Annotated in this window: 22 protein-coding genes; 8 read left to right on the top strand and 14 right to left on the bottom strand. The window is 72.9% G+C overall.

Features of this window, described 5'->3' with window-relative positions; genetic code table 11:
- Positions 1-36: 36 nt before the first annotated feature.
- The 3 genes from SROS_RS16255 to SROS_RS16265 all read left to right on the top strand — a co-directional run bounded on the left by SROS_RS16255 (position 37) and on the right by SROS_RS16265 (position 3,805).
- Complete coding sequence (locus SROS_RS16255; protein WP_012890034.1) at positions 37-1,101, top strand: LacI family DNA-binding transcriptional regulator; 1,065 nt, start codon at positions 37-39, stop codon at positions 1,099-1,101.
- Positions 1,102-1,373: 272 nt separating this feature from the next.
- On the top strand, positions 1,374-2,285 hold the full coding sequence (locus tag SROS_RS16260) for a carbohydrate kinase family protein (protein ID WP_012890035.1): 912 nt from the start codon (positions 1,374-1,376) through the stop codon (positions 2,283-2,285).
- A 68-nt stretch (positions 2,286-2,353) separates the two neighbouring features.
- The gene (locus SROS_RS16265; RefSeq protein WP_012890036.1) at positions 2,354-3,805 is read left to right on the top strand and encodes an MFS transporter; all 1,452 of its coding nucleotides are present in this window, start codon (positions 2,354-2,356) and stop codon (positions 3,803-3,805) included.
- Here SROS_RS16265 and SROS_RS16270 read toward each other — a convergent pair.
- Positions 3,800-7,267, bottom strand: coding sequence for an indolepyruvate ferredoxin oxidoreductase family protein (locus tag SROS_RS16270; RefSeq protein ID WP_012890037.1), 3,468 nt, complete (start codon positions 7,265-7,267; stop codon positions 3,800-3,802). The two genes, SROS_RS16265 and SROS_RS16270, sit on opposite strands and share 6 nt — an antisense overlap.
- A gap of 114 nt (positions 7,268-7,381) precedes the next feature.
- Between SROS_RS16270 and SROS_RS16275 the strand changes: the two genes are divergently transcribed.
- Positions 7,382-7,834: an Lrp/AsnC family transcriptional regulator gene (locus SROS_RS16275; RefSeq protein WP_012890038.1), complete on the top strand. Its 453-nt coding sequence runs from the start codon at positions 7,382-7,384 to the stop codon at positions 7,832-7,834.
- On the opposite strand, the gene SROS_RS16280 is transcribed toward SROS_RS16275, so the two are convergent.
- From SROS_RS16280 to SROS_RS16290, 3 genes are all read right to left on the bottom strand, one after another.
- Positions 7,806-9,884 (bottom strand): SpoIIE family protein phosphatase, encoded by a 2,079-nt coding sequence (locus SROS_RS16280; RefSeq protein WP_012890039.1) that lies wholly within the window; start codon positions 9,882-9,884, stop codon positions 7,806-7,808. The genes SROS_RS16275 and SROS_RS16280 overlap by 29 nt on opposite strands.
- Positions 9,885-10,059: 175 nt before the next feature.
- Positions 10,060-10,254, bottom strand: coding sequence for a DUF397 domain-containing protein (locus SROS_RS16285; protein WP_012890040.1), 195 nt, complete (start codon positions 10,252-10,254; stop codon positions 10,060-10,062).
- Positions 10,245-11,069, bottom strand: a complete 825-nt coding sequence (locus SROS_RS16290; RefSeq protein WP_012890041.1) for a helix-turn-helix domain-containing protein — start codon at positions 11,067-11,069, stop codon at positions 10,245-10,247. The genes SROS_RS16285 and SROS_RS16290 overlap by 10 nt, the downstream gene beginning before the upstream one ends.
- A 175-nt stretch (positions 11,070-11,244) precedes the next feature.
- On the opposite strand from SROS_RS16290, the gene SROS_RS16295 reads away from it, so the two are divergent.
- Positions 11,245-11,703 (top strand): hypothetical protein, encoded by a 459-nt coding sequence (locus SROS_RS16295; RefSeq protein WP_012890042.1) that lies wholly within the window; start codon positions 11,245-11,247, stop codon positions 11,701-11,703.
- Here the strand turns inward: SROS_RS16295 and SROS_RS16300 are convergent.
- Complete coding sequence (locus SROS_RS16300) at positions 11,674-12,261, bottom strand: TetR/AcrR family transcriptional regulator (protein ID WP_012890043.1); 588 nt, start codon at positions 12,259-12,261, stop codon at positions 11,674-11,676. The genes SROS_RS16295 and SROS_RS16300 overlap by 30 nt on opposite strands.
- A 100-nt stretch (positions 12,262-12,361) precedes the next feature.
- Between SROS_RS16300 and SROS_RS16305 the strand changes: the two genes are divergently transcribed.
- Entirely contained in the window at positions 12,362-13,264 is a 903-nt protein-coding gene (locus tag SROS_RS16305) for an NmrA/HSCARG family protein (RefSeq protein WP_012890044.1), read from the top strand.
- Between the two features lie 25 nt (positions 13,265-13,289).
- Here SROS_RS16305 and SROS_RS16310 read toward each other — a convergent pair whose 3' ends face one another.
- Positions 13,290-13,625, bottom strand: a complete 336-nt coding sequence (locus tag SROS_RS16310) for a cupin domain-containing protein (protein ID WP_012890045.1) — start codon at positions 13,623-13,625, stop codon at positions 13,290-13,292.
- A 200-nt stretch (positions 13,626-13,825) separates the two neighbouring features.
- Between SROS_RS16310 and SROS_RS16315 the strand changes: the two genes are divergently transcribed.
- The gene (locus SROS_RS16315) at positions 13,826-14,791 is read left to right on the top strand and encodes an endonuclease/exonuclease/phosphatase family protein (protein ID WP_012890046.1); all 966 of its coding nucleotides are present in this window, start codon (positions 13,826-13,828) and stop codon (positions 14,789-14,791) included.
- A gap of 41 nt (positions 14,792-14,832) precedes the next feature.
- Here SROS_RS16315 and SROS_RS16320 read toward each other — a convergent pair whose 3' ends face one another.
- The 6 genes from SROS_RS16320 to SROS_RS16345 all read right to left on the bottom strand — a co-directional run bounded on the left by SROS_RS16320 (position 14,833) and on the right by SROS_RS16345 (position 22,667).
- The gene (locus SROS_RS16320) at positions 14,833-15,495 is read right to left on the bottom strand and encodes an ATP-binding protein (RefSeq protein ID WP_012890047.1); all 663 of its coding nucleotides are present in this window, start codon (positions 15,493-15,495) and stop codon (positions 14,833-14,835) included.
- Between the two features lie 663 nt (positions 15,496-16,158).
- Positions 16,159-17,226, bottom strand: coding sequence for an S-methyl thiohydantoin desulfurase family protein (locus SROS_RS16325; RefSeq protein ID WP_012890048.1), 1,068 nt, complete (start codon positions 17,224-17,226; stop codon positions 16,159-16,161).
- Positions 17,219-18,742, bottom strand: coding sequence for a hydantoinase/oxoprolinase N-terminal domain-containing protein (locus SROS_RS16330; protein WP_012890049.1), 1,524 nt, complete (start codon positions 18,740-18,742; stop codon positions 17,219-17,221). Before SROS_RS16330 ends, SROS_RS16325 begins: the two co-directional genes overlap by 8 nt.
- Before the next feature lie 19 nt (positions 18,743-18,761).
- The gene (locus tag SROS_RS16335; protein ID WP_012890050.1) at positions 18,762-20,081 is read right to left on the bottom strand and encodes a purine-cytosine permease family protein; all 1,320 of its coding nucleotides are present in this window, start codon (positions 20,079-20,081) and stop codon (positions 18,762-18,764) included.
- A 22-nt stretch (positions 20,082-20,103) separates the two neighbouring features.
- On the bottom strand, positions 20,104-21,498 hold the full coding sequence (locus tag SROS_RS16340; protein ID WP_012890051.1) for a hydantoinase/oxoprolinase N-terminal domain-containing protein: 1,395 nt from the start codon (positions 21,496-21,498) through the stop codon (positions 20,104-20,106).
- Positions 21,495-22,667: an S-methyl thiohydantoin desulfurase family protein gene (locus tag SROS_RS16345; protein ID WP_012890052.1), complete on the bottom strand. Its 1,173-nt coding sequence runs from the start codon at positions 22,665-22,667 to the stop codon at positions 21,495-21,497. Before SROS_RS16345 ends, SROS_RS16340 begins: the two co-directional genes overlap by 4 nt.
- Positions 22,668-22,756: 89 nt before the next feature.
- On the opposite strand from SROS_RS16345, the gene SROS_RS16350 reads away from it, so the two are divergent.
- A complete protein-coding gene (locus SROS_RS16350) occupies positions 22,757-24,139 on the top strand; it encodes a PucR family transcriptional regulator (protein ID WP_012890053.1) in 1,383 nt (460 codons plus the stop codon).
- A gap of 156 nt (positions 24,140-24,295) precedes the next feature.
- On the opposite strand, the gene eda is transcribed toward SROS_RS16350, so the two are convergent.
- Positions 24,296-24,907: a bifunctional 4-hydroxy-2-oxoglutarate aldolase/2-dehydro-3-deoxy-phosphogluconate aldolase gene (eda, locus tag SROS_RS16355; RefSeq protein WP_012890054.1), complete on the bottom strand. Its 612-nt coding sequence runs from the start codon at positions 24,905-24,907 to the stop codon at positions 24,296-24,298.
- Complete coding sequence (gene glk, locus SROS_RS16360; protein ID WP_012890055.1) at positions 24,904-25,860, bottom strand: glucokinase; 957 nt, start codon at positions 25,858-25,860, stop codon at positions 24,904-24,906. The genes eda and glk overlap by 4 nt, the downstream gene beginning before the upstream one ends.
- Between the last annotated feature and the right edge of the window lie 13 nt (positions 25,861-25,873).

Consider the following 25,873-nt stretch of genomic DNA (forward strand, 5'->3'; position numbering starts at 1 on the left):
TTGCGCCCAATTCAGCCGCATGGTGGGGTACCTCTGATGGACGGTGAACTCACGAATACCTCCCGGTCCCGCCCCGACGGCGCGGGTATCCGGCTGGCCGACATCGCCGCCCAGTCGGGGGTGAGCGAGGCCACGGTCAGCCGGGTGCTCAACGGCAAGCCCGGCGTGTCGCAGGGGACCAGGCAGGCGGTGCTGACCGCGCTCGACCTCATGGGCTACGAGCGGCCGCAGCGGCTGCGCCAGCGCAGCAACGGGCTGATCGGCCTGGTCACCCCGGAGCTGGACAACCCGATCTTCCCGGCGTTCGCCCAGGCGATCGAGAAGGCGCTGACCCAGCACGGCTACACCCCGGTGCTCTGCACCCAGCTCCCCGGTGGCGCCCCCGAGGACGAGTTCACCGAGCTGCTGATAGACCGCGGGGTCAGCGGCATCGTCTTCGTCTCCGGTCTGCACGCCGACACCACGGCCAAGATGGACCGCTACACCCGGCTGACCGACCGCGGACTGCCGATCGTCCTGCTGGACGGCTACAGCGGACGCATCGAGGCGCCGTTCATCTCCCCGGACGACCGGGCCGCCGCGCGGCTGGCCGTACAGCATCTGGTGGATCTCGGGCACGAGCGGATCGGCCTGGCCGTCGGACCGCGCCGGTTCGTGCCGGTGATCCGCAAGATCGAGGGTTACCGGCAGGCGATGGCGCAGCTGCTGGGGGCGGGCGAGGTGGATGAGCTGATCTCGCATTCGCTGTTCTCGGTTGAGGGGGGTCAGGCGGCGGCGGCGCAGTTGCTGGAGCGGGGGTGCACGGGCATCGTGTGCGCCTCGGATCTGATGGCGCTGGGGGCGATCCGGGCGTGCCGGGATCGGGGGTTGTCGGTTCCGGCGGACGTGTCGGTGGTGGGGTTCGACGACTCGCCGCTGATCGCCTTCACCGACCCGCCGCTGACCACCGTGCGCAAGCCCATCGGCGCGATGGCCTCGGCCGCGGTGGCCACTCTCCTGGAGGAGATCAACGGCATCCGGAGCAGGCACATCGAGCTGATGTTCCAGCCCGAGCTGGTCGTGCGCCGCTCGACCGGCTCAGGCCCGCTGGTCAACCGCTAGAGGGCCGCACCGGACCTCCTCGTACCCGATCTCCGGAAGGCCGGCGGGACGGATGCCCGGTGCGCCTGCCGCGTTCCTGGTCGTGGGGATGTCCGGCCGAGGTCCGCCATCGAAACTTTCGTGAGCTTTTTCGGAGCCGTGGCGCCGGGGAATGCCGCCGCCAACGCTCGGCAGCCCCCATGAGCGGACACGGACGGGTGACGCCGGCGCTGCGGCGGGCGACCGCTCACCGGCCGGATCGGGCCGTATCCGGCGGATGGGATCATGGGGCGATGGAGAGTGCCTACGACGTCGTCGTCATCGGCGGGACCGGGGTGGACACCACCGCCTACGTGCCCGAGCTGCCCCTGCCGTACGCCGACACCTACGCCGTCCCCCCGATGGTCGACCGGATCGGCAACACCGGCAGCGGTGTCGCGCTCGGCTGCCACGCGCTCGGGCTGCGGGTCAAGCTGGTCGACCTGATCGGCGAGGACCCGCAGGGCCGGTTCATCCGGGCCCACATGGAGGCCCGGGGGGTGGAGTTCGCGTGGGCGCCCGCCCCCCAGGGCACCCGGCGCAGCGTCCTGCTGGTCGGCCCCGACGGGCGGCGGCTGTCGCTGTTCGACCCGCGTGACGCGCCCGGCGAGCGGCTGCCCCGGGAGCTCTACCTGGCGGCGGTGCGCGAGGCCCGGCACGTCCACGTGTCGCTCACCGGTTTCTCCCGGCACGTCTACCCCGACCTGGAGGGCGGGTCCGTCTCCACCGACCTGCACGACTGGGACGGGGAGAACGACTTCCACAAGGACTACGCCTACTCCTCCGACCTGGTCTTCCTGTCGAGCACCGCGCTCGGCTCCCGCCGCGAGGCCGTCATGCGCGACATCCTGACCGGTGGCCGCGCCAGGACCGTGATCTGCACGTCGGGCGCCGATGGCTGCCACGTCCTCGACGCCGACGGGTTCCGGCACTTCCCCGCCGCCCCGCTGCCCGGCCCGGTGGTCGACAGCAACGGAGCCGGGGACGCGTTCGTCTCCGGCGTCCTGTACGGCCTGCTCTCCGGGCGGTCCCTGGGCGACGCCGTCTCCCTCGGCGCCGTCGCCGGGGCCCACGCCTGCACGTCGGCGGGCACCCACGAGAACCCCATCGACGAGCCGGCCCTCCTCGGCCGCGGCGAGGACCTCCTCCGGTCCTCGCCGGCGTGATGTCCTGTCTTACCCGTGACGCCTCATCGACCATGACTTTAGGTCATATATTATTACACTGAGTAGTTATGGGGGCGGCGCAGGAGCAGACCATCCGGACGCTCATCCCGGCGCGGATCGACCGCATGCCCTGGTCGCGTTTCCACACCAGGATGGTGGCCGCGCTCGGGGTGGCCTGGGTGCTCGACGGCATGGAGATCACGATCGCCAGCGCCGTCGGCGACGTCCTGCGGGCGCCGGAGACGCTCGGACTGACCTCCACCGAGGTGGGCTTCGCCGCGACCGTCTACCTGCTCGGCCAGGTGACGGGCGCGCTGGTGTTCGGCCGGCTGTCGGACAGGCTGGGGCGGCGCAAGCTGTTCATCTTCACGCTCGGGGTCTATCTCGTCGCCAACGGTCTCACCGCGCTCTCGTTCGACTACTGGTGGCTGCTGCTGTTCCGGTTCATCGCCGGGACGGGCATCGGCGGTGAGTACTCGGCGATCCACTCGGCCATCGACGAGCTCATCCCCGCCCGGTACCGCGGTCGGATCGACCTGGCGGTCAGCGGCACCTACTGGCTGGGCGCGATGATCGGCACCGCCTCCACCTTCATCCTGCTCAACCCCGACCTGCTCCCGGTGAACGTGGGCTGGCGGCTCGGCCTGCTCATCGGCCCGCTGCTCGGCCTGGCGATCTGGGGCCTGCGGAGGCACCTGCCGGAGAGCCCGCGCTGGCTGGTCATGCACGGCCGGGAGCAGGAGGCCGAGCGGGCGATCAGGGAGATCGAGGAGCACGTCCTGGAGTCCGGCAAGGAACTGCCGCCGGTGGACGAGCGCAAGACCCTGGAGATCCGGCCGCACGGCACGGTCCGCTACCGCGACGTGATCCGGGTGGTCTTCAAGGACTATCCCAAGCGGTCCGCCCTCGGCGCCACCCTGATGATCAGCCAGTCCTTCCTCTACAACGCGATCTTCTTCACCTACGTGCTGGTGCTCTCGAACTTCTACGGGGTCAGCGCGTCGGACGCGTCGAAGTACCTGTTCCTGTTCGCGCTGGGCAACCTGCTCGGCCCGCTCCTGCTCGGCCCGCTGTTCGACATCGTCGGCCGCAAGCCGATGATCTCCTCCACCTACATCCTCTCCGGGCTCCTGCTGGCCCTGACCGGCTGGCTGTTCAAGGAGGGCGTGCTCACCGCGACGACCCAGACGCTGCTGTGGGCGGTCATCTTCTTCGTCGCCTCCGCGGCGGCCAGCTCCGGCTACCTGACCGTCAGCGAGCTGTTCCCGCTGGAGATCCGGGCCCTGGCGATCGCGGTGTTCTTCGCGATCGCCCAGACGTTCGGCTCGCTCGGCCCGACCGTCTTCGGCGCGCTGATCGGCGACCAGGCCCATCCGGAGCCGACCCGGCTGTTCTACGGCTACCTGTTCGCGGCGGCCATGATGGTGGCCGCCGGGATCATCACGATCTTCCTCGGGGTGAAGGCCGAGCGGGCCTCGCTGGAAGACCTCACCCCACCGCTCTCGCAGGTCGGGTCATAGCGCGGCGAGCAGGGCCGCCACCCGCTCCCGGTAGGCGGCCACGTTGCGCGTCTTGACGTGCTCGTAGCCGCGGATCACCTCCGGCAGCTCGGCCAGTTCGAGGACCCGGTCCCCGGTCTCCGGGCGCAGGTGCGAGAGGGCGCGGTGCACGTCGCGGGTGTACTCGGCGACGAGCTCGCGCTCGGTCCTGCGCACCCCGGCCATGCCGAACGGGTCCAGCCGGGTGCCGCGCAGCCCGCGCATGCCGTACAGCAGGCGGAAGGCCGGGTCGAACCAGGCGCCGAGGCGGATCTTGCGGTTCATGCCCAGGGCGCGCAGGACCGGCGGGTGCAGGTTGTAGGAGATCTTCGCGCCGGGACCGAACTCGGCGGCGATGCGGGCCCTCTCGTCCGGGTCGAGGTGGAGGCGGGCCACCTCGTACTCGTCCTTGTAGGCCATCAGGCGGTGCAGGTGGCGGGCGTAGGCCTCGGTGATCGGGCACCGCTCCGCCGAGGTCTCCCGCTCCCGGGAGAGGACCGCGCGTACCGCGTCGGCGTAGCGGGTGGCGTAGCGCAGGTTCTGGTAGGCGACGAGGTCGGCCACCCGGACCGTCAGGATCCGGTGCAGCTCGGTGCCGGCCGCGGCGACCGAGTCGACGAGGCCGGCGACCTCGGGGCTCGCCGGCCGTCCGGCCGGTGCGGGGGCGCCGGTCGCCCGCGCCACGGACTCCGGGGCGGCGACGACGGCCCGGCCCCAGTGGAAGGCGGCGATCGTCCGCTCCGCGCTCCTGCCGCCGCCCAGGCGGATGGCCCGCTCGATCGACTCCAGGCTGAGCGGGATGAGCCCGCGCTGCCAGGCCGCGCCGACCACGATCGTGTTGGCCGGCATGTGGTCGCCGAACAGTTTCTGGGCCACGTCCTCGGCGTCGAGATAGACGTTCAGCTCGCGCCGGGTGCGCGACTCCAGCGCGCCGATCGGCGAGCCGAGGTCGGTGACGTGCGTGGACGGGTCGAGGACCATGGAGCCGGTGGGGACCAGGCTGGTGGAGACCACCGCGACGGTCCGGTCACGGCCGGCGCCGCTCAGCTGCTTGGGGTCGGTGGCGCCGATCAGGTCGAGCGCGAGGTAGGCGTCCACGCCGGCCGTGCCCGCCCGCCCGGACCGGTCGTCGTCGCCCTCGAAGATCAGGATGTCGGAGACGACCGTGCCGCCCTTCTGGGCCAGGCCGGTCTGGTCGAGCCCGCGCGACTGCCTGCCGTCGAACATCGCGGCGGTGCCGAGGATCTGCGCCACCGACACCACGCCGGTGCCGCCGATGCCCACCAGCCGGATCATCGTCGCCCCGGTGCGCGCCGGCGGCGCCGGCAGCGCCGGGGGAGCAGGTACGGCGGCGCGCCTCCCGGCGGCCTTGCCCGGCGTGACGGTCAGGAAGGAGGGGCAGTCGCCCTCCAGGCAGGAGTAGTCCTTGTTGCACGACGACTGGTGGATCTCGGTCTTGCGGCCGAACTCGGTCTCCACCGGCAGCACCGACAGGCACTCGGACTTCTGCCCGCAGTCGCCGCAGCCCTCGCACACCCGCTGGTTGATCGCCACCCGCCTGACCGGGTCGGGCAGGAGGCCCTTCTTGCGCAGCCGCCTTTTCTCGGCCGCGCACTGCTGGTCGTGGACCAGCACGGTCACGCCGGGGATCGCGGCCAGCTCGCGCTGCGCCTCCTCCAGCGCGGTGCGGTCGCGGACCTCGGCGATCCGGGCCAGCCTGATCCCCCGGTAGCGCTCGGGCTCGTCGGTGGTGACGATCACCCGGCGCACGCCCTCCACCTCCAGCCAGCGGGTCAGGTCGGCCACGGCGAGGGACGGGGTGATCGTCTGGCCGCCGGTCATGGCGATGGCGCTGTTGTAGAGCAGCTTGTAGGTGATGTTGACGCCCGCGCCCACGGCGGCGCGCACGGCGAGCGAGCCGGAGTGGTGGAAGGTGCCGTCACCCAGGTTCTGGAAGATGTGCGGGGTGTCGGTGAACGGCGCCTGGCCGATCCACTGGGTGCCCTCGCCGCCCATCTGGGTCAGGCCCGTCAGCGTGCCCTTGCCCTCGCGGTTGAGCACCACCATCGTGTGACAGCCGATCCCCGCGCCCACCGGGGCGCCGTCCGGAACGGCGGTGGAGCGGTTGTGCGGGCAGCCCGAGCAGAAGAACGGGGTGCGCTCCGCGCCGAGCAGCTTCAGCGGTGCCGGGCGGGAGATCACGGCCAGGCCCTTGGCGATCTCGGCGCGGCCGTCCAGGCCCTTGCGGCGCAGCCGGAAGGCGATCGCCTTGGCGGCCAGGTCGGCGTCGACGCCCCCGGCCCGCGGGATCAGGGCCGCGCCGTTCTCGTCGAGCTTGCCGAGGACGCGCGGGGCGTCGGCGGTGCCGTACAGGACGTCCTTGACCAGGGTCTCCAGCAGCGGGGCCTTCTCCTCGACGACCAGGATCTCCTCCAGGCCCCGGGCGAAGGTCCGGACGATGCCGGGCTCCAGCGGCCAGAGCATGCCGATCTTGAGGATGCGGACGCCGAGCTCGGCGGGGTCCACGCCCAGCCTGCGGAACCCCTCGCACACGTCGTGGTAGGCGGTGCCCGAGGCGACGATGCCGAGCCAGGCGTCACGGGGGTCGACGGTGATCCGGTTGAGGCCGTTCTCCCTTGCGTAGGCGCGCGCCAGCTCCAGACGCGGGCCGACCAGCGTCCGCTCCATCTCCAGCGACCAGGGGGTGAGCAGGGTGGCGTCCGGAGTGTGACGGTACGGCCTGCCCTCGTATTCGACGACCGGCATGACCGGGACCACCCGGCCAGGGCCGACGCCGACCGTGCCGGTGCCGTCCACCACGTTGGTGACCGCCTTCACCGCCACCCACAGGCCGCTGGCGCGGGAGGCCGAGATCGCGTGGCGGCCCAGGTCGAGCAGCTCCTGCACGCTGCCGGGGTGGACGATCGGCATGCCCAGCGCGGCGAGTGCGCTCTCGGTGGCCGAGGGCAGCGTCGAGGACTTGCACGTCGGGTCGTCGCCGCAGAAGGCGATCAGGCCGCCGTCGGGGTGGGCGCCGACGAAGTTGCCGTGCCGGAACGCGTCTGCCGCGCGGTCGACACCGGGGGCCTTGCCGTACCAGACGCCCAGGACGCCCGCCTTGCGCGGCCGGGGGAGCGCCGGCACGAGCTGGCTGCCCCAGACGGCGGTGGCGCCCAGTTCCTCGTTCTGGCCCGGCCGGTGCACGACGCCGAGTGGTCCGGCGTGTTTGTGGGAGCGGGCGAGTTCCTGGTCGAAGCCGCCGAGCGGGGAGCCGGGGTAGCCCGACACCATCGTGCCCGTGTCGAGGCCGGCGGAGCGGTCGGCGCGCATCTGGTCGAGGATCACGCGGACCAGTGCCTGTGTGCCGGTCATGAAGACCTGGCCCTCGTCGAGGACGTACCGGTCGTCGGGCGTCACCTCACGGGCGTCTGCGAAGATCGTCATGATCGTGGTCCCGTCTGTCTGCACCGCTTCGATTGCCCGCAAGGTTATGTCAGGTGGACCGAAATCCGATGTCAACATTTATGGCGATTATGGGATTGGTTAGCATCTGTTGCCATGGATGCAACGGATCGCGCAATTCTCGGTCTCCTGCAGGTGGAGGGGCGGCTCAGCAACCTCGAACTCGCCGAGCGCGTGCGGCTGACCCCCTCGCCGTGCCTGCGCCGGGTCCGCAACCTTGAGGAGGCGGGGGTGATAACCGGCTACCGGGCCGTGGTCGACCCCGCCGCGGTCGGGCGCGGGTTCCAGGTCCTCGCCTACGTCGAGTTGGAGGGGCAGGACGCCGAGACCGTGACCGCCTTCGAGGCGGCGGTCATGGAGATCGACGACGTGGTCGAGTGCCTGCGCATGTTCGGCCGCCCCGACTACGTGCTGCGGGTCGCCGTGCCCGACATGGACTCCTACAGCCAGCTCTGCCTGGAGAAGCTCGGCCGCCTGCCCGGACTCGACAAGCTCACCTCCCAGATCGCCATGAAGGCACTCAAGCCGGGCGGCGTTCTGCCGCTGTGAGCCGTGCGGGCGGCAGGCGTACGGCGATCATGGCGATGTCGTCCTTGCCGTCGACGGCCAGCTCGGACAGCAGCGCGTCGCAGAACGTCTCCAGGGGGGCCCTGGCGAGCGACGCGGCGTGGCGGCACAGCCGGGCCAGCCCCTCGTCGATGTCCTCCCCCGGGCGTTCGACGAGACCGTCGGTGTAGAGGAGCAGCGTGCCGTCCGGCGGCAGCGGCTCGATGACGCTGCTCCGCGGCCGGTCGGGGAGCAGGCCCAGCAGGGGGTCGGTGGAGCTGTCGAGGAAGCGGCCCCCGCCGTCGCCGGTGATCAGCAGAGGCGGTGGATGCCCGGCCACGGAGTGGTTCAGCTGCCAGCCGCTCTCCTCGGAACACTCCACACGCGCCAGGACGCAGGTCGCGGTCTGCTCCTCGTAGAGGGTCTCCATCGCGATGTCCAGGCGTCTGAGGATGTCGCCGACGGGCTCCTCGCGGTCGACGGCGAGCCCCCGGAGCAGGTTGCGGATCTGGCTCATGGTGACGGCGGCGGGCAGGTCGTGGCCGGCCACGTCGCCGATCGTCAGCATGGTGGCGCCGTCCCGCAGCCGGAAGCAGTCGTACCAGTCCCCGCCGACCTCGGCGGCGGCGGCGCTCGGCCGGTAACGGGCGGTGATCTGCAGGCCCGGCACGGCGGGCGGTTTCGGGAGCAGGCTGCGCTGCAGGGCGAGCGCCACCCGCTTCGTGCGCCGGAACTCGATGGCGTTGCTGAGGGAGTCGTGCGCGTTGTCGAGCATCTGGTCCATCAGGGCGACGTCGGCCGAGCTGATCGGGGGGCGGTCACCGCAGACGGAGGCCACCACCACCGCCGCCACGGTGCCGTCGACGACGACCGGCACGAGGACCACGCTGTTGGCCTCGGCCGAGACGAGCCAGGCCTCGGCTCCCGCCGGTGCGACACCGGGGGCGGGGCACCCCGTGGGGAATGTCCGGTGGATGGGGCGGCGGCGCTGCACCGTGCGGGTGAAAACGTTGTCGGGGGCGAAGACCTCCTCGCCGTACTCCGGCAGCTCGGGCAGGCCGGGCCGGGCGGCGGAGGCGACGAGGTGCGCCACCAGCGACGCGTTCTCGGGACGGTCCGGCGAGTCGGAGAGGAGGTAGATGATGCACCCGTCGGCCAGGTCCGGCACCATCGCGCGGGCCAGCGCGGAGAGCATCTCCTCCAGGCGGGTGACATCGGCGGTGGCGGTGGCGGCGCGGTTGAGCAGCTCCCAGCGCCGGTCCTCCTGCCACGCCTGCTCGATGTCGGTGCAGCTGCCCACCCACTCCACCACGGTGTCGCCTTCGAGCACCGGTACGGCGCGGACGCTGAAGTGCCGGTAGGTGCCGTCCACCAGGCGTATCCGGTGGATGTGCTCCCACAGGTCGGGCACCTCCCGAGTCGCCCGGGACCACGACTCGTCGGTCGGCTCGCGGTCATCGGGATGGACGGCATCCCGCCACCCCTCTCCCGCGAATTCCTCCCACGACTGCCCGGTCATCCTCTCCCAGCCGGGGCTCGGTTCGATGACGCGGCCGTCGGCCGCGGTCACCCAGACCATCTCCGCGCCGACGCTCCCCAGCTTCTGGTAGCGCTGGAGAAGGCGGCGCCGTTCCTCGGAGAGGGCCTGGATCCGCTGCGCGGCGCTGACCTGCTCGGTCATTTCCACCGACACCAGCAGCACCCCGCGCTCGCCGCCGCCGAGAGAGATCTCCGAGAGGCTGAAGGTGAAGAAGCGCTCCTGCGGGCCGGTGTCGGCGTAGGCGAGGGCCACGGGGGCGTCGGTGACGGTCACGGGCTCGCCGGTGCTCAGGACCTGGTCGGACAGCCCGAAGTAGTAGTCCCGATCGACGTGGTCGCTGAACGCCTCGCGAGCGAGGGCCCAGAGCGATCTGTCGCCGAAGACCGACCGGTAGACCGCGTTGGCGTACACCAGCCGGTGGTCCCGAGCACTGGTGACCGACACCCCGACGGGGGCCGGATCGAACACCTCCAGCCCCAGCCCGCTTGATCTCTCCCCCCGGGCAACTTTCATCGTGCCTTCTCTGGCCGAAGAACGCGTGTGCGCCGGCGTCGAACTCTGCCTGCGCACTTCCCCCTGATTGAGTCGCATACCCAGACAGTTCGGGCCTATACACACGATGGTTACCGTCGAGCCGGAAAGATCTACGCTACGCCCGCGGGAGCAGCCTCACCATGCGGAGGCGATCCTAGAGCGAGTCGCCCTTGATCCGGGTCAGGAAGGTGGCCCACACCTCGGGCGAGAACAGCAGAGCGGGACCGTCGGGGTTCTTGCTGTCGCGGACGGCGACGACGCCGGGGAGGTTGACGGCCACCTCGACGCACTCGCCGCCGTTGCCGTTGCTGCGGCTGCTCTTGCGCCACCGGGCACCGGTCAGATCCATGAACTCATCCTCTTCTCGATAAAGACCGCGGAGGCGGCCTGTGGGAGTGCCCAGGAACGCAATGCGTCGAACTGGGCCGACAGGGGGTCGACCCGGGCGGGATCGGTCAGGAGCTGTGCGTTCTCCGCGTTCTCCATGTACACCACATCGGGCGCTCCCTTGAAGGAGAGGACCAATATGGGTCCGGCCAGTCCGGGGTAGGCCCCCACCTCGAAGGGGATCACCTGAAGGGTGACCCGTGGTCGCGCCGTCGCCTCCAGCAGGTGCCCGAGCTGCTCTCGCATCACCCGGGCGCCTCCTATGGGGCGCGACAGCACGGCCTCGTCCAGCAGGACGAAGAGAATCGGCGGGTCCGGGCGGTCCAGCAGCCGTTGCCGCTGCATCCGCACCGTCACCATCTCCTCCACCTGCTCGGCGGTGTCGAACGGCCGACCCAGCCGGGTCAGCGTCCGCGCGTAGTCCTCGGTCTGCAACAGCCCCGGCACCACCGCGAGCTGGTAGTTGCGGAGCGTGCGCGCCTCCCACTCCAGCTCGAACAGCGAGCGGACCCAGGCGGGCGAGGACTCCCGGCCGATCAGCGGCCAGAGCTTGATGAGCGTTCCGCCGGTCTCCAGCACCTCGTCGCATCGCTGCGCGAACTTCCTGGTCGGAGCGCGCATGGCGGTCTCGACCAGGCCCACCAGAGAGGTGGAGTAGGTCGTCCGCTTCGCGAGCTCCTGCTGGCTCCAGCCCATGGCCTCTCGCAGCCGGCGCAGCTCGGAGCCCCAGTAGGCCATGACGCTGGCGCTGGGATCCAGCTCGTTTGGGGCGGGCATGGGGGCTCCCGTCCTTTCGGGTCCTACATGTGCCGGGGTGGGTCCCACAGTGAAACCCAACCAAGTTGCATGTGTCTCTTAGTAATCGAGCACCTACCGAAAGTAATCATCCCACGGCACCCTGTGTAGGGGAAACGGTTCGTCGTTTTCACCGAACGCCGAGAGGAGGTGGGCAATGGCGAACCTCCGAGGCGTGCTCGCGGGAACGCCCGCCGTTCACGCCGCGTGTCTGCTCCGCGACGAACTGGTACGGCACGGCGTCGAAGGCGACGTTCACGACGGCTACGGCCTGGCGCTGGTGTCCGTCTGGGCCGACCTGGTGGTCTGGACGGACGGCATGGTCTACCGCTGGTGGACCGGCCGCCTGTCGCCGAGGACCAGGCGGCGGCTCTACGCCGTCTACGGCCTGGACAATCCGGCCGCCGTCGCCCGCGTGGTGGCGCTGCGCTACGCCGAGCTGAGGGAGAGCCATCCGCGCTCCGGGCTGATCGCCGAGACTCTCCGCTCCCGCCCGTACGGGCGGCAAGGAGCGCTGGCGGGTCTTCTCCGGACGGCCGTCGAGACCACCGGGTGCGACGAGCGGGTGCGCGTCCCCTCGGTCCCCCTACCCCTGGATGCCCTGCACGGTCAGTGACAGGAGCCGGTCGGTCAGGTCCGTCCGGCCGCGGGACTGCTCGCTCGCCCAGGCGATCGCCGCCGCGAGCGTGAGCAGCTCCTCGACGGTGACGTCGGGACGTACGGATCCGGCCTCCTGGGCGCGGGCGAGGAGCCGGGCTCCCGCCGCGCGCATGGCCGCGCAGGAGGCGTGCAGTCGCGACCCCTCGTCGTGCACGGCGGCCATGACCGACGCGGGAAGCCCGTGGTAGGTGGTGGTGCCCGCGGCGAAGTCGCGCAGCCATGAGACCAGCGCGTCGGCCGGGGACGCGGCGGTGAGCAGCTCCCGCGCGGTGCTGTTCAGCCTGTCGAAGCCGTGGCCGACCAGTGCCTCCAGCAGGGCCTCGCGGGTGGGGAAGTGCCGGTAGAGCGTGCCGATCCCGACCCCGGCGCGGCGGGCGACGTCCCGCAGGGAGGCGTCGGTGCCGTGCTCGGAGAAGACGGTCCGGGCGGCGGTCAGCACCCGCTCGCGGTTGCGGCGGGCGTCGGCGCGCATCGCGGGGTCGGTGGTGGCCGGTGTGGCGGCTGCCTTCGCCATGGGGTGACCCTTCCGTATTGCTATCCGGAGCGGCGCTCCGTATATTTGCGGAGCAGTGCTCCATATAGCTGGAGTCTAACCCCGATCACCAGGAGTCATCATGGCCGGCACGATCCTCGTCCTCGGCGGCACCGGGAACCAGGGAGGGGCGGCGGCGGCGCACCTGCTCGCCGCCGGCTGGCACGTCCGGGCGCTGGTCCGCGACCCCTCCGGTGCGGCCGCCCGGGCGCTCGCGGACGCCGGGGCCGAGCTCGTCGCCGGCGACATGGGCGACCGTGCCTCGCTGGACGCCGCCGCCCGCGACGTCCACGGCGTCTTCAGCGTCCAGCCCACCTGGGACGACCCCGTCAACTCCCCCATGGAGGTCCCCCTCGGCATCGCGGTCGCGGACGCCGCCGAGGCCGCCGGCGTCCGGCACCTCGTCTACACCTCGGTCGCAGGGGTGGAGCGCGCCAGCGGCATCAGTCACTGGGAGACCAAGTGGCAGATCGAGCGGCACATCCGCGCGCTCGGCCTGCCCGCCACGTTCCTGCGCCCCGTCCAGTTCATGGAGAACTACGCCTCCCCCCGGTACGGCCTGCGGAACGGCACGCTGGCCGCCTACGGGCCGCCCGACAGGCCCGGCCAGCTCATCGCCGTGGACGACATCGGTGTCTTCGCCGCGCTCGCCTTCGCCGACCCCGGCAGGTATCTCGGGGAGGCCATCGAGCTCGCCGGCGACGCGCCGACACCGTCGCAGGTCGCCGCCGCCATCAGCCGGGCGACCGGGCACCCCGTCTCCTACCGGCCCGTCACGCCGGAGACGATCGACCTGCTCGGCGCGGAGATGGGGGCCGCCGCCGAGAACCTGCGCGCCGCGTACCGCTTCGTCAACGAGAAGGGAGGCTGGCAGGCCGACATCCCCGCGCTGCGCCGCCTTCACCCGGGCCTGACGACCTTCGACGCCTGGCTGGACGGAAAGGGGGCGGCCCTGCTCAAGGACCTGTTCGCCACACGGGGCTGAGCGCGCCCGCGCGCCGTACCGGGTGTCAGCCGGCGCCGGAGGCGAGATCGACGACGGTGGTGAGGACGACGACGGAGTCCTCGTCGGCCTCCAGCGAGTGCCGCAGCAGCGGGATCGGCGCGATCTGCCCGGTGGCCAGCCCGATGGCCCCCTCCTCGTCCATGATCCGCACCCGGCCCGACAGGACGTGCAGGCTCGCGGCCGGTGGGGCCTCGTGCTCGCCGAGGGCCGACCCCGCGGTCAGCGCGATGATCGCCTGACGCAGCGGGCCCTCGCGGAGGAAGGTGTGGGCGCTGCGGCCGTGGGGGTTCTCCCGGGCGAGGGCCAGATGCTCCTCGCCGAGGGCCAGTACGTCGATCATCGGCATTCCTCCCGCTTCTCCTGGCATCTGCCCCGCCTGCACGGAGGACATCGCCAGGGGGCGGTAAAGTCATCCGCCCGGCACGGGCACGTCGAGTCCCGGAGTGGCCCGCCTCGCCGCCGCGCCCGCCGGCGCCGTGATGGACTGCTCCGGTGAAGGCCGCCGGAACCCGTAGTCGCCGAAGGGATCTTTTGATCATCATGTCGCCGCGGTTCCGAGGAGGGCTGACAGCAGCCGCGGGTGCTCTGATCGCCCTCGTCCTGGCGGGGCACCGGCTGCTGCCGAACTGGCGGGGGATGGGCAACACGCTCGACAGCGGCCTGCCGTGGCTGGGCCTCGCGGTCCCCCTCCTGGCCCTTGTCGCGTTCGCCCGCCGGTCATGGCTCGCGCTGGCAGGAGCCATGGTCCCGGCCGTGATGTGGGCGGCGATGTTCGGTCCCGCGTTCGTCCGCACCGCGGCCACCGGGCCGCGGGACCTGCGCGTGGTCCACCAGAACGTCAGCTACGCCAACGGCGACCTGGCGGCGACCGCCAGGGCCCTGCGGGCCACCGACGCGGACATCCTCGTGGCGGTGGAGGTCTCCGACGACCCGGTGCTGGAGAACGGGACGATGGATCCCGTCTTCGCCCGGGAGATCGGCCCCGGTTACCCCTACCGGTTCCCCGGCAATCCGGGTGTGGCGGTGTGGAGCAGATATCCCTTCGACGGCCTGCCGCGGCCCGTGCCCGGAGTGCCGCGCTCGCAGCAGGCCGTCATCCGCACGCCGCAGGGCGAGGTCAGCCTCTACGCGGTGCACCTCGCGTCCTTCCGCCCCGCCCAGCCGTCCGTCATCGCCAACCGCAACGCCGAGGTGGGGGCACTGGCCCGCGCGGTCCGGGAGGACCCCAGCCCCCGGATCATCGTCGTCGGCGACCTGAACACCGCCACCACCGACCGGGAACTGGGCCGCCTCACCGCGCTCCTGTCGCCCGTGTCGGAGAAGGCCGGCACGGGCCTGCAGTTCACCTGGCCCGCCGTCCTGCCCGCCGTACGCCTGGACCACGTGCTCACCCGCGGCTTCACGACCCTCGACAGCCGGGTGCTGCCGATGTCGATCAGCGACCACCGCGCGATCCTGGCCGATCTGAGGGTCTCCGGCCGCCGGGCCTCACGCCGGGACGGATAGGGCCTGCTCGCCTCGGGTGACCGCCGGTCCGCCCGCCGGCCCTACGGCCGGTCCTGTCCCCCCTCCGGACGGCCACCCGTCCGCCGGTCCGGCCCCCCGGCCCGCGGTGCGTCGAAGCGGATGGCGCGCAGCAGGTCCGAGGCGGGCCGGTCGAGCACGGTGACACCCGCCGCGGGCGGGAGGGAGCCGCCGCGGGCACGCTCGATGAGCACCTGCCAGCGCCGGCAGTGCCGGGCGAAGCCGGAGGCGGTGACGACCCTTCCACGGGAGAGCTGCCCCGCGCGCGCGATCCCCGGCTCCACGTCGAGCATGATCAGGTGGACCTCGCCGCCGACCCTGCGGGCCAGCCAGGCGAAGCCGTACAGGATGTGGGGCCAGGTGCCCCGGGTGTGCGCGACGACGCCGTGCCCGCGCATCACCGCCCGCGCGATCCGCGACACGTGTGTGGCGTGCACGATCGGGGTGCGGATCCGCGGGGGGATCGGCCCGAGGTAGCGCGCCCACCAGTTACGGGACTGCCGCGAGTCGATCACCCAAGCCTCACCGGCCCGGACCGGTTCCCTCTCGTCGCCGCGCAGCCCGTACAGCCGGTCCAGCAGGGTGCTCTTGCCCGCGCCGGGAAGTCCCGCGAGCAGCACCAGCGATCCGGGGGGATAGTTCAGCTCCTCGGCGGACGCCCGGCCGGCCGGTGTGGTCGTGGCCATCGCGTGCACCTCACAGGGGTGGGGGACTTGTCTCGTCATGCGTCTCGCGGCCTTCCAGATGGGCGGAAACGGGTTCGCCTGTGGTCCGGTGCCGCAGGGGACCGGACGGATCGGGTGAAGGTCGGGCGGGGCTATCGATGGTGCGCGTCCGCCGGACCGGCCGCACGACGGCCGGTGCGCGGGCAGGAGGCCGTGACGGCGGTGTGCCCGGGGACCGGGCGCGGGAAGGCAGGGCCCGGGGGACGGCCGGGAGCCGGGCCGGAAGCCGGGAGCGGTCTGTCAGCGATCATGGGGACTCCTCGAATGCGCTTGGCCATTCGAGGTCTCCTTCACCCGCATGTCGCAGGCGACCGTCCGGGGATGCCGCAGGGCGTCCGTACTGACCGGGGCGGTTCTTGGGAAGTACTCCCCTCGTCCTCCCAGGTTAGGGGACTCCGGCGTGTCACTCCACCTGTCTGCCTGATCCGCTCTCCGATATGTCTGTCTCGCGATAGATATGTCATCAATTGGCCACGGACATCCCCTGCCGCAGGAGAGCCGGCCGAGCCGGGCGGGAACGCGGAAGGGGCGGCTGGGAACGCAGGGGACGCAGGGCGGGAACGCGGAAGGGGCGCCGGGCGGAAGGGGAATCCGCCCGGCGCCCTGATCCGCCGTCGGCGGGCCTTAGCTCCTCACCCCCGCCAGGGGCACGTAGTCGCAGTCGTAGCCGAAGTAGCGCGGCCCGACGAGCGCCAGGCCCTCGGGAGTGGTCCACCGGGGGTCGCAGGGGGCCGCGATCACCGTGACGCGCAGGCCGTACCGCATGGCCTCGGTGGTGACCGGCTCGCCGGTGTCGGTGTCCAGGACGCAGATCAGGTCGGGAGTGGTGGCGACGACGGCGCCGTCGCGTACGGCCATCAGGTGCTCGTTCTGGATGCTCAGCTCCAGGGTGCCCGCCGGGCCCTCCAGCAGTGCCCGGCCCCGGGCGAAGCCACCGGTGGTGCGGCGCTCCATGTCGACCACCTTGCCGGTGAGCAGGTGGATGCCGCCCAGCAGCCGCGTCGCCGCGGCCACCGGGTCGGAGTGCTCGGCCCGCGCCAGCCGTACGGCACGGCCCAGGTCCTCGGCGAGCGTGAGCGTCGCGGGGACCAGCCCGTCGCGGAGCTGGTCGCCCCGGAGCACGGTGTCGGCGCAGGAGACCTGGCAGCCCATCACCATGCAGGCGGCGCGGGCGATCCGCTCCGACCAGAGGTTGGAGACCGCGTCGACGACCAGGGTGTTGCCCTTGTCGTCGGCGAGCGCCATCGGGGTGGTCGAGACGCCGATCAGCGTCGGCAGCACCATCTGGGTCTCGGGGAAGGCCCGGCCCATGGCGTCCCCGTCGACCAGCGGCAGCCCGGCCTGGGCGGCGGCGGCGATGGGGACCATGGAGTTCATGCCGCCGATCTCGATCGGGACGATGTGGGTGGCCCGGCGGCCGAGTACGGCCTCCAGCGCGCGCAGCGCGGTGAGCTCCTCGGTGCCCGCCGGGAGCTTCTCCAGCAGCACGGTCGGCGCCCCCATGCCGGAGACCGGCACGACGGTGGCGTCGGGCGGCACCTCGTCGATGTCCAGGAGGGTCACCGGGCCGTGGGCGAGGATCGCCTCGCGGGCCAGGAGCTTGCCGACGTAGGGGTCGCCCCCGCCGCCGGTGCCGAGGATCCCGGCGCCGCGGGCGAGGTCGTCGAGCTGGTCGGCTCCGAGTTCACGCATTGATCTTCTCCAGGTCCAGGTCGCCGACCGCCTTGACGCGGACGCGGGTCGCGCCGCCGGGCAGGTAGGCCAGGGGGATCTCCTCCACCTCGACGATCCGTACGCTGCCGATGCGGGCTCCGGCCCGTTCGGCGCGGGAGACCGCCTCGTCACGGGCCCCGTCGAGCATGACCTCGCGCGAGCCGGAGAAGACCTGGTCCACCTCGCCGCCGACCTGCGCGATGGCCGCGCCGACGGCGTTGGCGACGGCGAAGTGGCCGGGGCGGTGGACCTCGTCGAAACCGGGGAGGCCGTCGGGGATGAGGATGCTGCCGCCGCCGACCGCGACGACGGGCAGCGGGGCGGCCGAGATCCGCATCCGGTCCACGGTCTCGGCGATGCGCTCGGCGATCGCGGCCAGCGCGGCGCGCGGGTCCAGGTGCGCGACGAGCGAGGGGTCGCCGATCTCGGCGTACCCGGCGGCCACCGCCAGGTCGGTGGCGGTGAGGGTGGGGCCGCCGAACACCAGCGCCTCCTCGGTGAGCCGGTAGCCGACGCTGCGCGGTCCCGCCGACCCGTCCGGGGCGATGAGCGAGCCGCCGCCGATGCCCAGCGACAGCACGTCGGGGATGCGGAAGTTGGTCCGCACCCCGGCGAGCTCGGCTTCGCCCGACGCCTCCCGGGGGAAGCCGCCGACCAGGATGCCCACGTCGGTGGTGGTCCCGCCGATGTCGACCACGGCGCAGTCGGCGAGCCCGGACAGGAACGCCGCGCCCCGCATCGAGTTGGTCGGCCCCGAGGCGAACGTCGCCACCGGGTAGCGCTGCGCCTGCCGGACGTCCATCAGCGTCCCGTCGTTCTGCGACAGGAACAGCGGGGCGACGATGCCCGCGGCCTTCAGCGCGTCCTCGAACGCGCCGACGGTGCGCTCGGCGAGCGGCCGCAGGGCGGCGTTGACGATGGTGGCGTTCTCTCTGGCCAGCAGGCCGACCCGGCCGATCTCGTGGGAGAGCGAGACATGGACCTCCGGGCCGAGTTCGGCGGCCAGGATCTCGGCGGCCCGCAGTTCGAACTCCGCGCTGACCGGCGAGAAGACCGAGGAGATCGCCACCGAGCGCAGGCCCCGGGCGGCTATGTCGGCCGCGACCCGCTTCAGTTCCTCGTGGTCGAGGTCGGAGATGGGGGTGCCGTCGTACTCGTGGCCGCCGTGGCACAGGTAGCTCCGCCCTCTGACGGCCTCGCGCAGCCGGGCGGGCCAGTCGACCATCGGCGGCAGCGCGGCGGTGGCGGGCAGGCCGAGCCGTACGGCGGCGACGGGCTCCAGGCGGGAGGCCTCCACCAGCGCGTTGACGAAGTGGGTGGTGCCGATCATCACGGCGGAGGTCTCGGCGGCGCCGAGAGCGGTGATCGCCCCGGCGACGCCGGAGGTGACGTCCGCAGTGGTGGGGGATTTGACGGCGGCCAGCACCTCGCCGGTGTCGCCCAGGAGGGCGGCGTCGGTGTTGGTGCCGCCGACGTCGATTCCGATGCGCATCATGCTCTCTTCCGGATGGATTTCAGACGTGTACGGCAGGCTGGTCGACGGGGAGTTCCCGCGTCCCGCGGACCAGGCCGAGCTTCCCGGCGACGATGTAGCCGAGCCCGGCCAGGATCAGCGAGTTGAGCGCGGGGATGCCGATCCACCCGTAGGCGTCGCTCAGCCAGCCGACCAGGGCCGCGGCCGCCCAGATCGCGATGGTGGCGGGCACCCAGGCGGGCTCGGTCTCGGGCAGCCGCCCGAGCTCGCGGGAGGCGTCCAGGACGGGCCGCCAGCGCTTGACCACGAAGTACTCGGCGACCATGATCCCGGCGATCGGCGGGGTGACGACGCCGAGGACGAACAGGAATCCGGCGAAGGCGTCCAGGATCCCGGCGGCGGCGGCGATGCTGCCCAGCAGGCCGATGCCGACGGTGACGGCGACCCGGTTGAGCCGTACGCCGACCGTGGACTCCACGGCGTTCATCAGTCCGAGCGCCGCCGAGTAGAGGTTCCAGTTGTTGATCTTCACGGTGGCCGAGACCAGGATGACGACGCCGACGACTCCGGAGGAGGCCGTGATGATCGCGACGATGTCGGAGGTCTTGACGGCGTAGGCCAGGAGCACCCCGGCCAGGCCGAGCACGTACTCGCCGAGGGAGATGCCGACCAGCGTCTGCTTGACCACGTCGGAGGTGCTGCGGTTGAACCGGGTCATGTCCGGGGTGGTGACCGCGCCGACGATGTAGGAACCGGCGACGATCGTCGCCCCGGTCGCGACCGTGATCGGGGCGCCGAAGGGGGAGGAGGAGATCAGCTCGCCCAGGCTGTGCCGGGAGACCTCCACCCACATGGCCCAGCCCGCCAGCCCCAGGAACGCGGGCACGGTGACGAAGGCCGTCCAGCCCATCGCCCGGAAGCCCTTCAGGACCAGGGCGGTCACGCCGAGGCCGGCGATGAGGGACCAGGCCCACAGGGGGATGCCGCTCATGATGGCGTGCAGGCCCGCCGCGAAGACCGCGGTCTGCACGCCGAACCAGCCGAACAGGCTCAGCGTGATGATCACGCCGATCAGCGTGGAGCCGTACCGGCCGAACCCGGTCCAGCGGGCCAGCACGGAGGTGGACAGGCCCTCGCGCATCCCGGCGATGCCGACGAAGATGCAGACGATCTCCAGGATCACCGAGCCGAGCGTGAACGCCCAGAACGCTCCCCAGAACGACAGCCCCGCGCCCAGCGTCGCGCCGAGCAGGAACTGCGTGAGGTCCGACAGCTGGCCGAAGCGCTGCACGGCCACGTTGAACCACGAGTAGCGGGCAGCCTGCGGAACCCGCTCCAGCGGGTAGTCCTCATCGATCATTTCGAGACCTTTCAGGGGGGTTTCAGAGCCGTGAAGGAGGGCCGGCCGCCCGAGCGCGGAGCCTGAGGAACGGGCCGGGCAGGTAGGCCAGCGGGGAGCTGCCGGTCTCGACGATCTCGACGTGCCGGGGGTCGGCTCCGGCGCGCACCGCGTGCGCCCGCGCCTCCTCGGCGACGGCGTCGAGCGCCTCGGCGAGCCGGGTCCGCCCCTCCAGGCGGACGATCCGCTCGTACTGGCCGCCGACCGGGCTGGTCGCCGCGCCGATCGCCCCGGCGGTCCTGCCGTGTTCGGGCCGCCGGACGTCCGGCACGCCCAGCAGCCCGTCCGGTACGGCGGGCGCCCCGCCGCCCACCATGACCACCGGCAGCCGGTCGACGCCCGGCTGCAGCCGGTCCACCGCCTCGGCCAGCTCCGTGAGGCCACCGCTCCCCGCGCCCCGGCCGGCGGCCGCCTGGGCGCGGTCACGGAGAGGAGCCCCGGGGGCGCGGTCGCCGGCGGAGCCCCGGGGCACCCGGATCAGCTCGGGGATGCGGAAGCCCACGGGGACGCCGCCGATGTCGGCCCCCCGCGTGGTCTCCTCGGGGAAGCCCCCGGCCAGCGCCCCGACCCGGATACGGCTCGCGCCCACGTCGGCGACCACCGCGTCCCGCAGGCCGGTCAGCACGCCCGCACCGCGCAGCGTGCTCGCGGGCCCGCTGCCCAGGCTGAGCCCGGGATGCCGGGCCAGATACTCCAGGCTCATCAGCGTCCCGTCGCCCCGGGTCACGAAGACGGCCGCGCCGGGGAGGGCGAGGGCCAGCCGTTCGGCGGTGTCCAGGGCGAACCGGGAGAGCGCCGCGTCCAGGATCGTCGCGTTCTCCCGCTCGATCAGCCCGAGGGAACCCAGGTCGGCGGAGAGGGAGACCGGCAGCGGCCCCAGCTCGGCGTGGACGATCTCCGCCGCCTCGCGTTCCTGGTCGCCGTCGATGGGGGAGAACACGCCGGTCACGGCGACGGCCTCGGCCCGCCCCGCCACCCGGGCCGCGAAGCGCGCGACCGCCTGCCGATCCAGCGGGGTCCGGTGCTCGGGGCCCAGTCCGCCGCCGCCGTCGACGATCCCCGCGCCCGCCTCGACCGCCTCCCGCAGGTCGACGGGCCAGCCGAAGAACGGCCGCACGGCCTGCGCGGAGGGGCCGCCGATCCGCAGCGCGGCGACGCGGCAGAGCCCGGCGCGCTCGGCGACCGCGGTGGCGGCTCCGCGCAGCCCGACGGCGATCCGGGTGGCCCCGGCGGATCCGAGCGCCGTGAGCGCCGCGACCACGCCGGCCACCGGGTCGCCCTGGACCGAGGCCACCTTGACCGTGGCCAGCACGGCTCCGGCGTCGTCCAGGGCGGCGGCGTCGGTGTTGGTCGGGCCCACGTCCACGCCGATGTTCACTTCTCCGCCTCCGGTCCGCAGGGCCGGGGCGCCCCGGAGAGCCGCCCGGACGGCCGGGAGGGGTCGGGGAGCGGCTCGGATGTCCGGGAGGGGTCGGGGAGCGGCTCGGATGTCCGGGAGGGGTCGGGGAGCGGCTCGGACGGCCGGGAGAGTCCGGGGGCGGTGAGGCCGGCGAGTCCGGGGAACCGCCCGGACGGCCCGGGGAGTCCGGAGAGTCCGAAGGCCTCGGGTCCGCCGAGGCGGAGGCCGGCGGGGGTCCGCCACACGGGGTCGCACTCCAGCCGCACGACGCCGACGCGCAGGCCGTACCGGAGCTGCTCGACCTGGACGGCGTCCCCGCTCCTGGTGTCCAGCAGCGCGATGATGTCCGGCACGGCGGCCAGCAGGTCGCCGTCCTCGAAGACCGCGAGGTATTCGCTCTGCGCCTCGATCCGGATGAGCCGTCCGCCGTCCGCACCCAGCCCCTCGACGAGGATCGAGCCGCCCTCCACCGTGGCGACCTTCCCGGTGAGCAGCGGGGCGGGGAGGTTCTCGCCGAGCCCGGCCGCGCGGGTGATCGAGCCGGTGACGGTGGAGGCGCGGACCTGGGCGGCGCGCAGCACGTACTCGCTGGAGGCCATCTGCCCGCCGAACGCCTCCAGCGCGACCCGCGCCAGGCGCTCCAGCCAGCGGCCGTCGACGTTGTCGATCACCACGGTCCGGCCGCGCTCGTCGCAGAGCACGGCGGGCGTGGGACTGATCCCGTGCAGCTCCATCGCGGTCTGGTCCATCCGGGGGAAGGCCCGGCCCATGCCGTCGGCGTCCACCAGCGGCAGCCCGAGGTAGGCGGCCCACGCCACGGCGACGCATCCGTTGGCGCCGCCGATCTCGCTGGGCATCAGTGCCTCGACGCGGGAGCCGTGCAGCTTCTCGACCTGTTCCCGCAGGTAGGCCGGTTCGCCCCGGCCGCCGATCCGTTCGACCTGCACCGCGGAGGTGCCCACGCTGCCGCAGGGCATGACGAGAGCGCCTGGGGCCAGCTCCTCCGGCTGGATGACGCGGACCGGGCCGTGCTCCTCCAGCGCCTGGGCGGCCACCGCGCGCATCATCGACACCGACCCGCCGCCGCCCGATCCCAGGACGGCGCAGCCGCGTGCGTACGCGGGGAGCAGCTCGTTGTCGATGTCCACCCCCGAAGGCTATGAACAACCCCGCGCATGCTCCCTATGCTGGGAGAACACGGTTCGCCGGGTAAGTGTGCGCCTGGCACACTGGAGAGATGCTGGATCGTCTGCTGAGCGCGCCGGGCCTCGACGGACTCCGGCACCTGGCGGGTCCGCCGGACGCCCGGCCGGTCGTCCACGTCCGGCTGGCGGAGGACCTGCGCGATCTGGTCCACCAGCCGCCCGGCTCCATGATCGTGCTCACCGGCGCCGTCACCCGGCAGGCCGCGGGCTACCGCCTGGACGTCGCCATCCGTGACGCCGCCGCCGCTTCGGCCGCGGCCCTGGTGTTCACCTCCTTCGACGGCCCGCTCCCCGTCACGGCGACGGCCCTGGCCGATCGGGGCGCGCTCGCGCTGCTCGCCTTCACCGGGGATCTCGCCGAGCTGGCGGTGGCGGCCGAACGGGTCCTGTCCGGTTCGGCGGCGGACGCGCTGGTCCGGGCCGAGGCGGCGACCGCGTCGGTCCTGCGCGCGGGCGGTGACCCCGACCGGATCGCGGCCGCGGCCGCCGACTCGCTCGGCGTCCCCGTCCACACCGACGGCGCAACCTTCTCCGCGGACCCGCCGGACGGCCATCTCGCCCGTGCCGTCCGGCTGGTCCTCGGGGTCGCCGCTCTCGCCGCGGCCGGCGGCCACTCCGACGACCACCCGGTGCGGTCACGTTCGCAACTGCTGACCGAGCTGCTGATCGCCCCCGAGGAGCAGGCGTTCCGGCTCGCCACCCGCGCGCGTGCCCTCGGGCTCGCCGTCGACGCCTGGCACATCGCGCTGCGGGTGGAGCCCACCGAGCTGACCGGCTCGGACCGCTACGCCGTTCTCGACGCGGCGGGACCCGTCGCGGCGCGCCTGCTGCGGTCGGCGGGCGGCCCCGACTGGCATCTGGCCCGCGCCGACGACGCGCTGATCATCATCCGCACCCAGCAGCTCGACCCGGGCAGGGACGGCCTGCGGGCCGCCGTCGCCGACGCCGAATGGCTGCTGTCCCACCTCCGTGACCGCTTCGCCGGCGCGGGCCTGCGCTGCGGGGTCAGCGGCGCGCACCGCGGCCCGCTCGGCCTGCGCGCCTCGGCCCTCGAAGCCCGTACGGCGCTGCTCCGCAACCCGGCCTCCGCCTCCCCGGTCACCGCGCACGACGTGGCCGGGCTCGACCGCATGCTCGTCGAGTGGTATTCCTCCGACGCCGCCCGCCAGGCCGTGCAGGAACTCCTCGCCCCGCTGCTGGCCCTCGGCGCGAAGCGGGCCGAGCCGCTGGTGCGCACCCTGCAGTCCTACCTCGACCACCAGGGCTCGCCCGCGCGGGTCGCCGAGGAGCTCCACCTGCACCGCAACGCGGTGAGCCAGCGGATCCGGCGCATCGAGGAGCTCCTCCACACCGACCTCGGCGACCCCCAGCAGCGCCTGGCGCTGCAGCTCGCCTGCCGGGCGGCCCGCATCTGACCTCGGAAGGCCGCGACGGGGAAAGCCCATGGCCGCCGGGTAAGGCGGCCATGGGCCGGGTTCCATGAGCTTCTGCACCGGGTCACGGTGACTCATGGCCGCAGGCGGACCAAGGGAGGAGGCGGCCCGCCTGCGAGGTTCGGGGGCGGGTGCGCCCTAGCGGAGGGCGGCCGCCTCGGCGGCCAGCTTCTCGATCCGCGCGTAGTCGCCGGTGGCCAGCGCGTCGGCGGGGGTGAGCCAGGTGCCTCCCACGCAGCCGACGTTCGGCAGCGCGAGGTAGTCGGGAGCCGACGCGAGCCGGATCCCGCCCGTCGGGCAGAACCGCACGTCCGGCAGCGGGCCGCCGAGCGCCTTCAGGTACGGCAGGCCGCCGGCGGCCTCGGCCGGGAAGAACTTCATCTCCGTCAGCCCGCGCTCGGCCAGCGCCAAGACCTCCGACGCGGTCGCCACGCCGGGCAGGAACGGCACGCCGCTCGCCTCCATGGCGTCCACCAGCTTCGGCGTGCTGCCCGGACTCACCAGGAACCGGGATCCGGCGGCCACGGAGGCCGCCACGTCGGCCGGGGTGCGGATGGTCCCGGCGCCGATCACCGCTTCGGGCACCTCGGCCGCGATCCGCTCGATGGCCTTCAGAGCGTCGGCCGTGCGGAGGGTCACCTCGATGACCGGAAGACCGCCCGCCACCAGGGCGCGCGCCAGGGGCACCGCGGTCTCCAGGTCGTCGATCACGACGACCGGCACGACCGGGGCGATGTCCAGCAGACTCATACATACTCCATGTTCGACAGGCGCTGGTTCAGCCAGGCCGCCGCGCCGACCAGCGCGGGCTGCGGGGCCACGATCAGCGTCGTGGCGATGGCGGACAGGTAGTCGTTCAGCGTCGGGGTGGCCTCGAACCGGCGGCGGAAGTCGCTGGAACGGACCCGGTCCACGATACGGGGCAGCACGCCGCCGCCCAGGTAGACCCCGCCCCGGGCGCCCAGGGTCAGGGCGACGTTCCCGGCGAAGGTGCCGAGCATGCCGCAGAAGACCTCGACGGTCTCCGCGCACAGCGAGTCGTCCAGCCGGGCCACGATGTCCGAGGCGGACAGCCGGGGCGCGTCCACGCCGTGCACCAGCGCGAGACCGTGGTGCAGCCGGGTCAGTCCCGGCCCCGACAGCAGGTGCTCGGCCACCACGTGCTCCAGGCCCTCGGCGCGCAGCGCCTGGACGATCGCGTGGTCGCGCTCGTCCAGAACCGGCACGGTGACGTGCCCGCCCTCGCCGGGGATCGGCACCCAGCCCTCGGCCGCTGGCACCAGGCCTCCCACGCCGAGCCCCGTTCCCGGGCCCAGCACGGCCTTGACCCCGCGCGAGGGCGCGGGACCGCCCAGGGAGACCAGGTCGTCACCCACCAGGTGCGGCAGGGAGGCCGCCAGCGCCTCGAAGTCGTTGAGCAGTTCGGCGTTCGGGATGCCCAGGTCGCGTACCGAGCCCGCCCAGCCGGCGTTGGTGAGCCGGTAGCGGTCGCCCTCGACCGGACCCGCGATCGCGATGCAGGCCGCTCCCGGCTGAACTCCGCCCGCATGGTCTGCGAGATAGGCGGCTACGGCTTCGGGGAGCCCGTCGTGATCCGCTCCGGCCAGTACGGCCACCGCCTGCGGCTGCCCGCCCGGCTCCGTGACCAGTCCGAACCGGGCGTTGGTGCCGCCGATGTCGGCGACGAGCCAGGGAAGGCTCACCAGGCCTCCTTCG

This window comes from Streptosporangium roseum DSM 43021 (assembly GCF_000024865.1).
Lineage (GTDB): Bacteria > Actinomycetota > Actinomycetes > Streptosporangiales > Streptosporangiaceae > Streptosporangium > Streptosporangium roseum.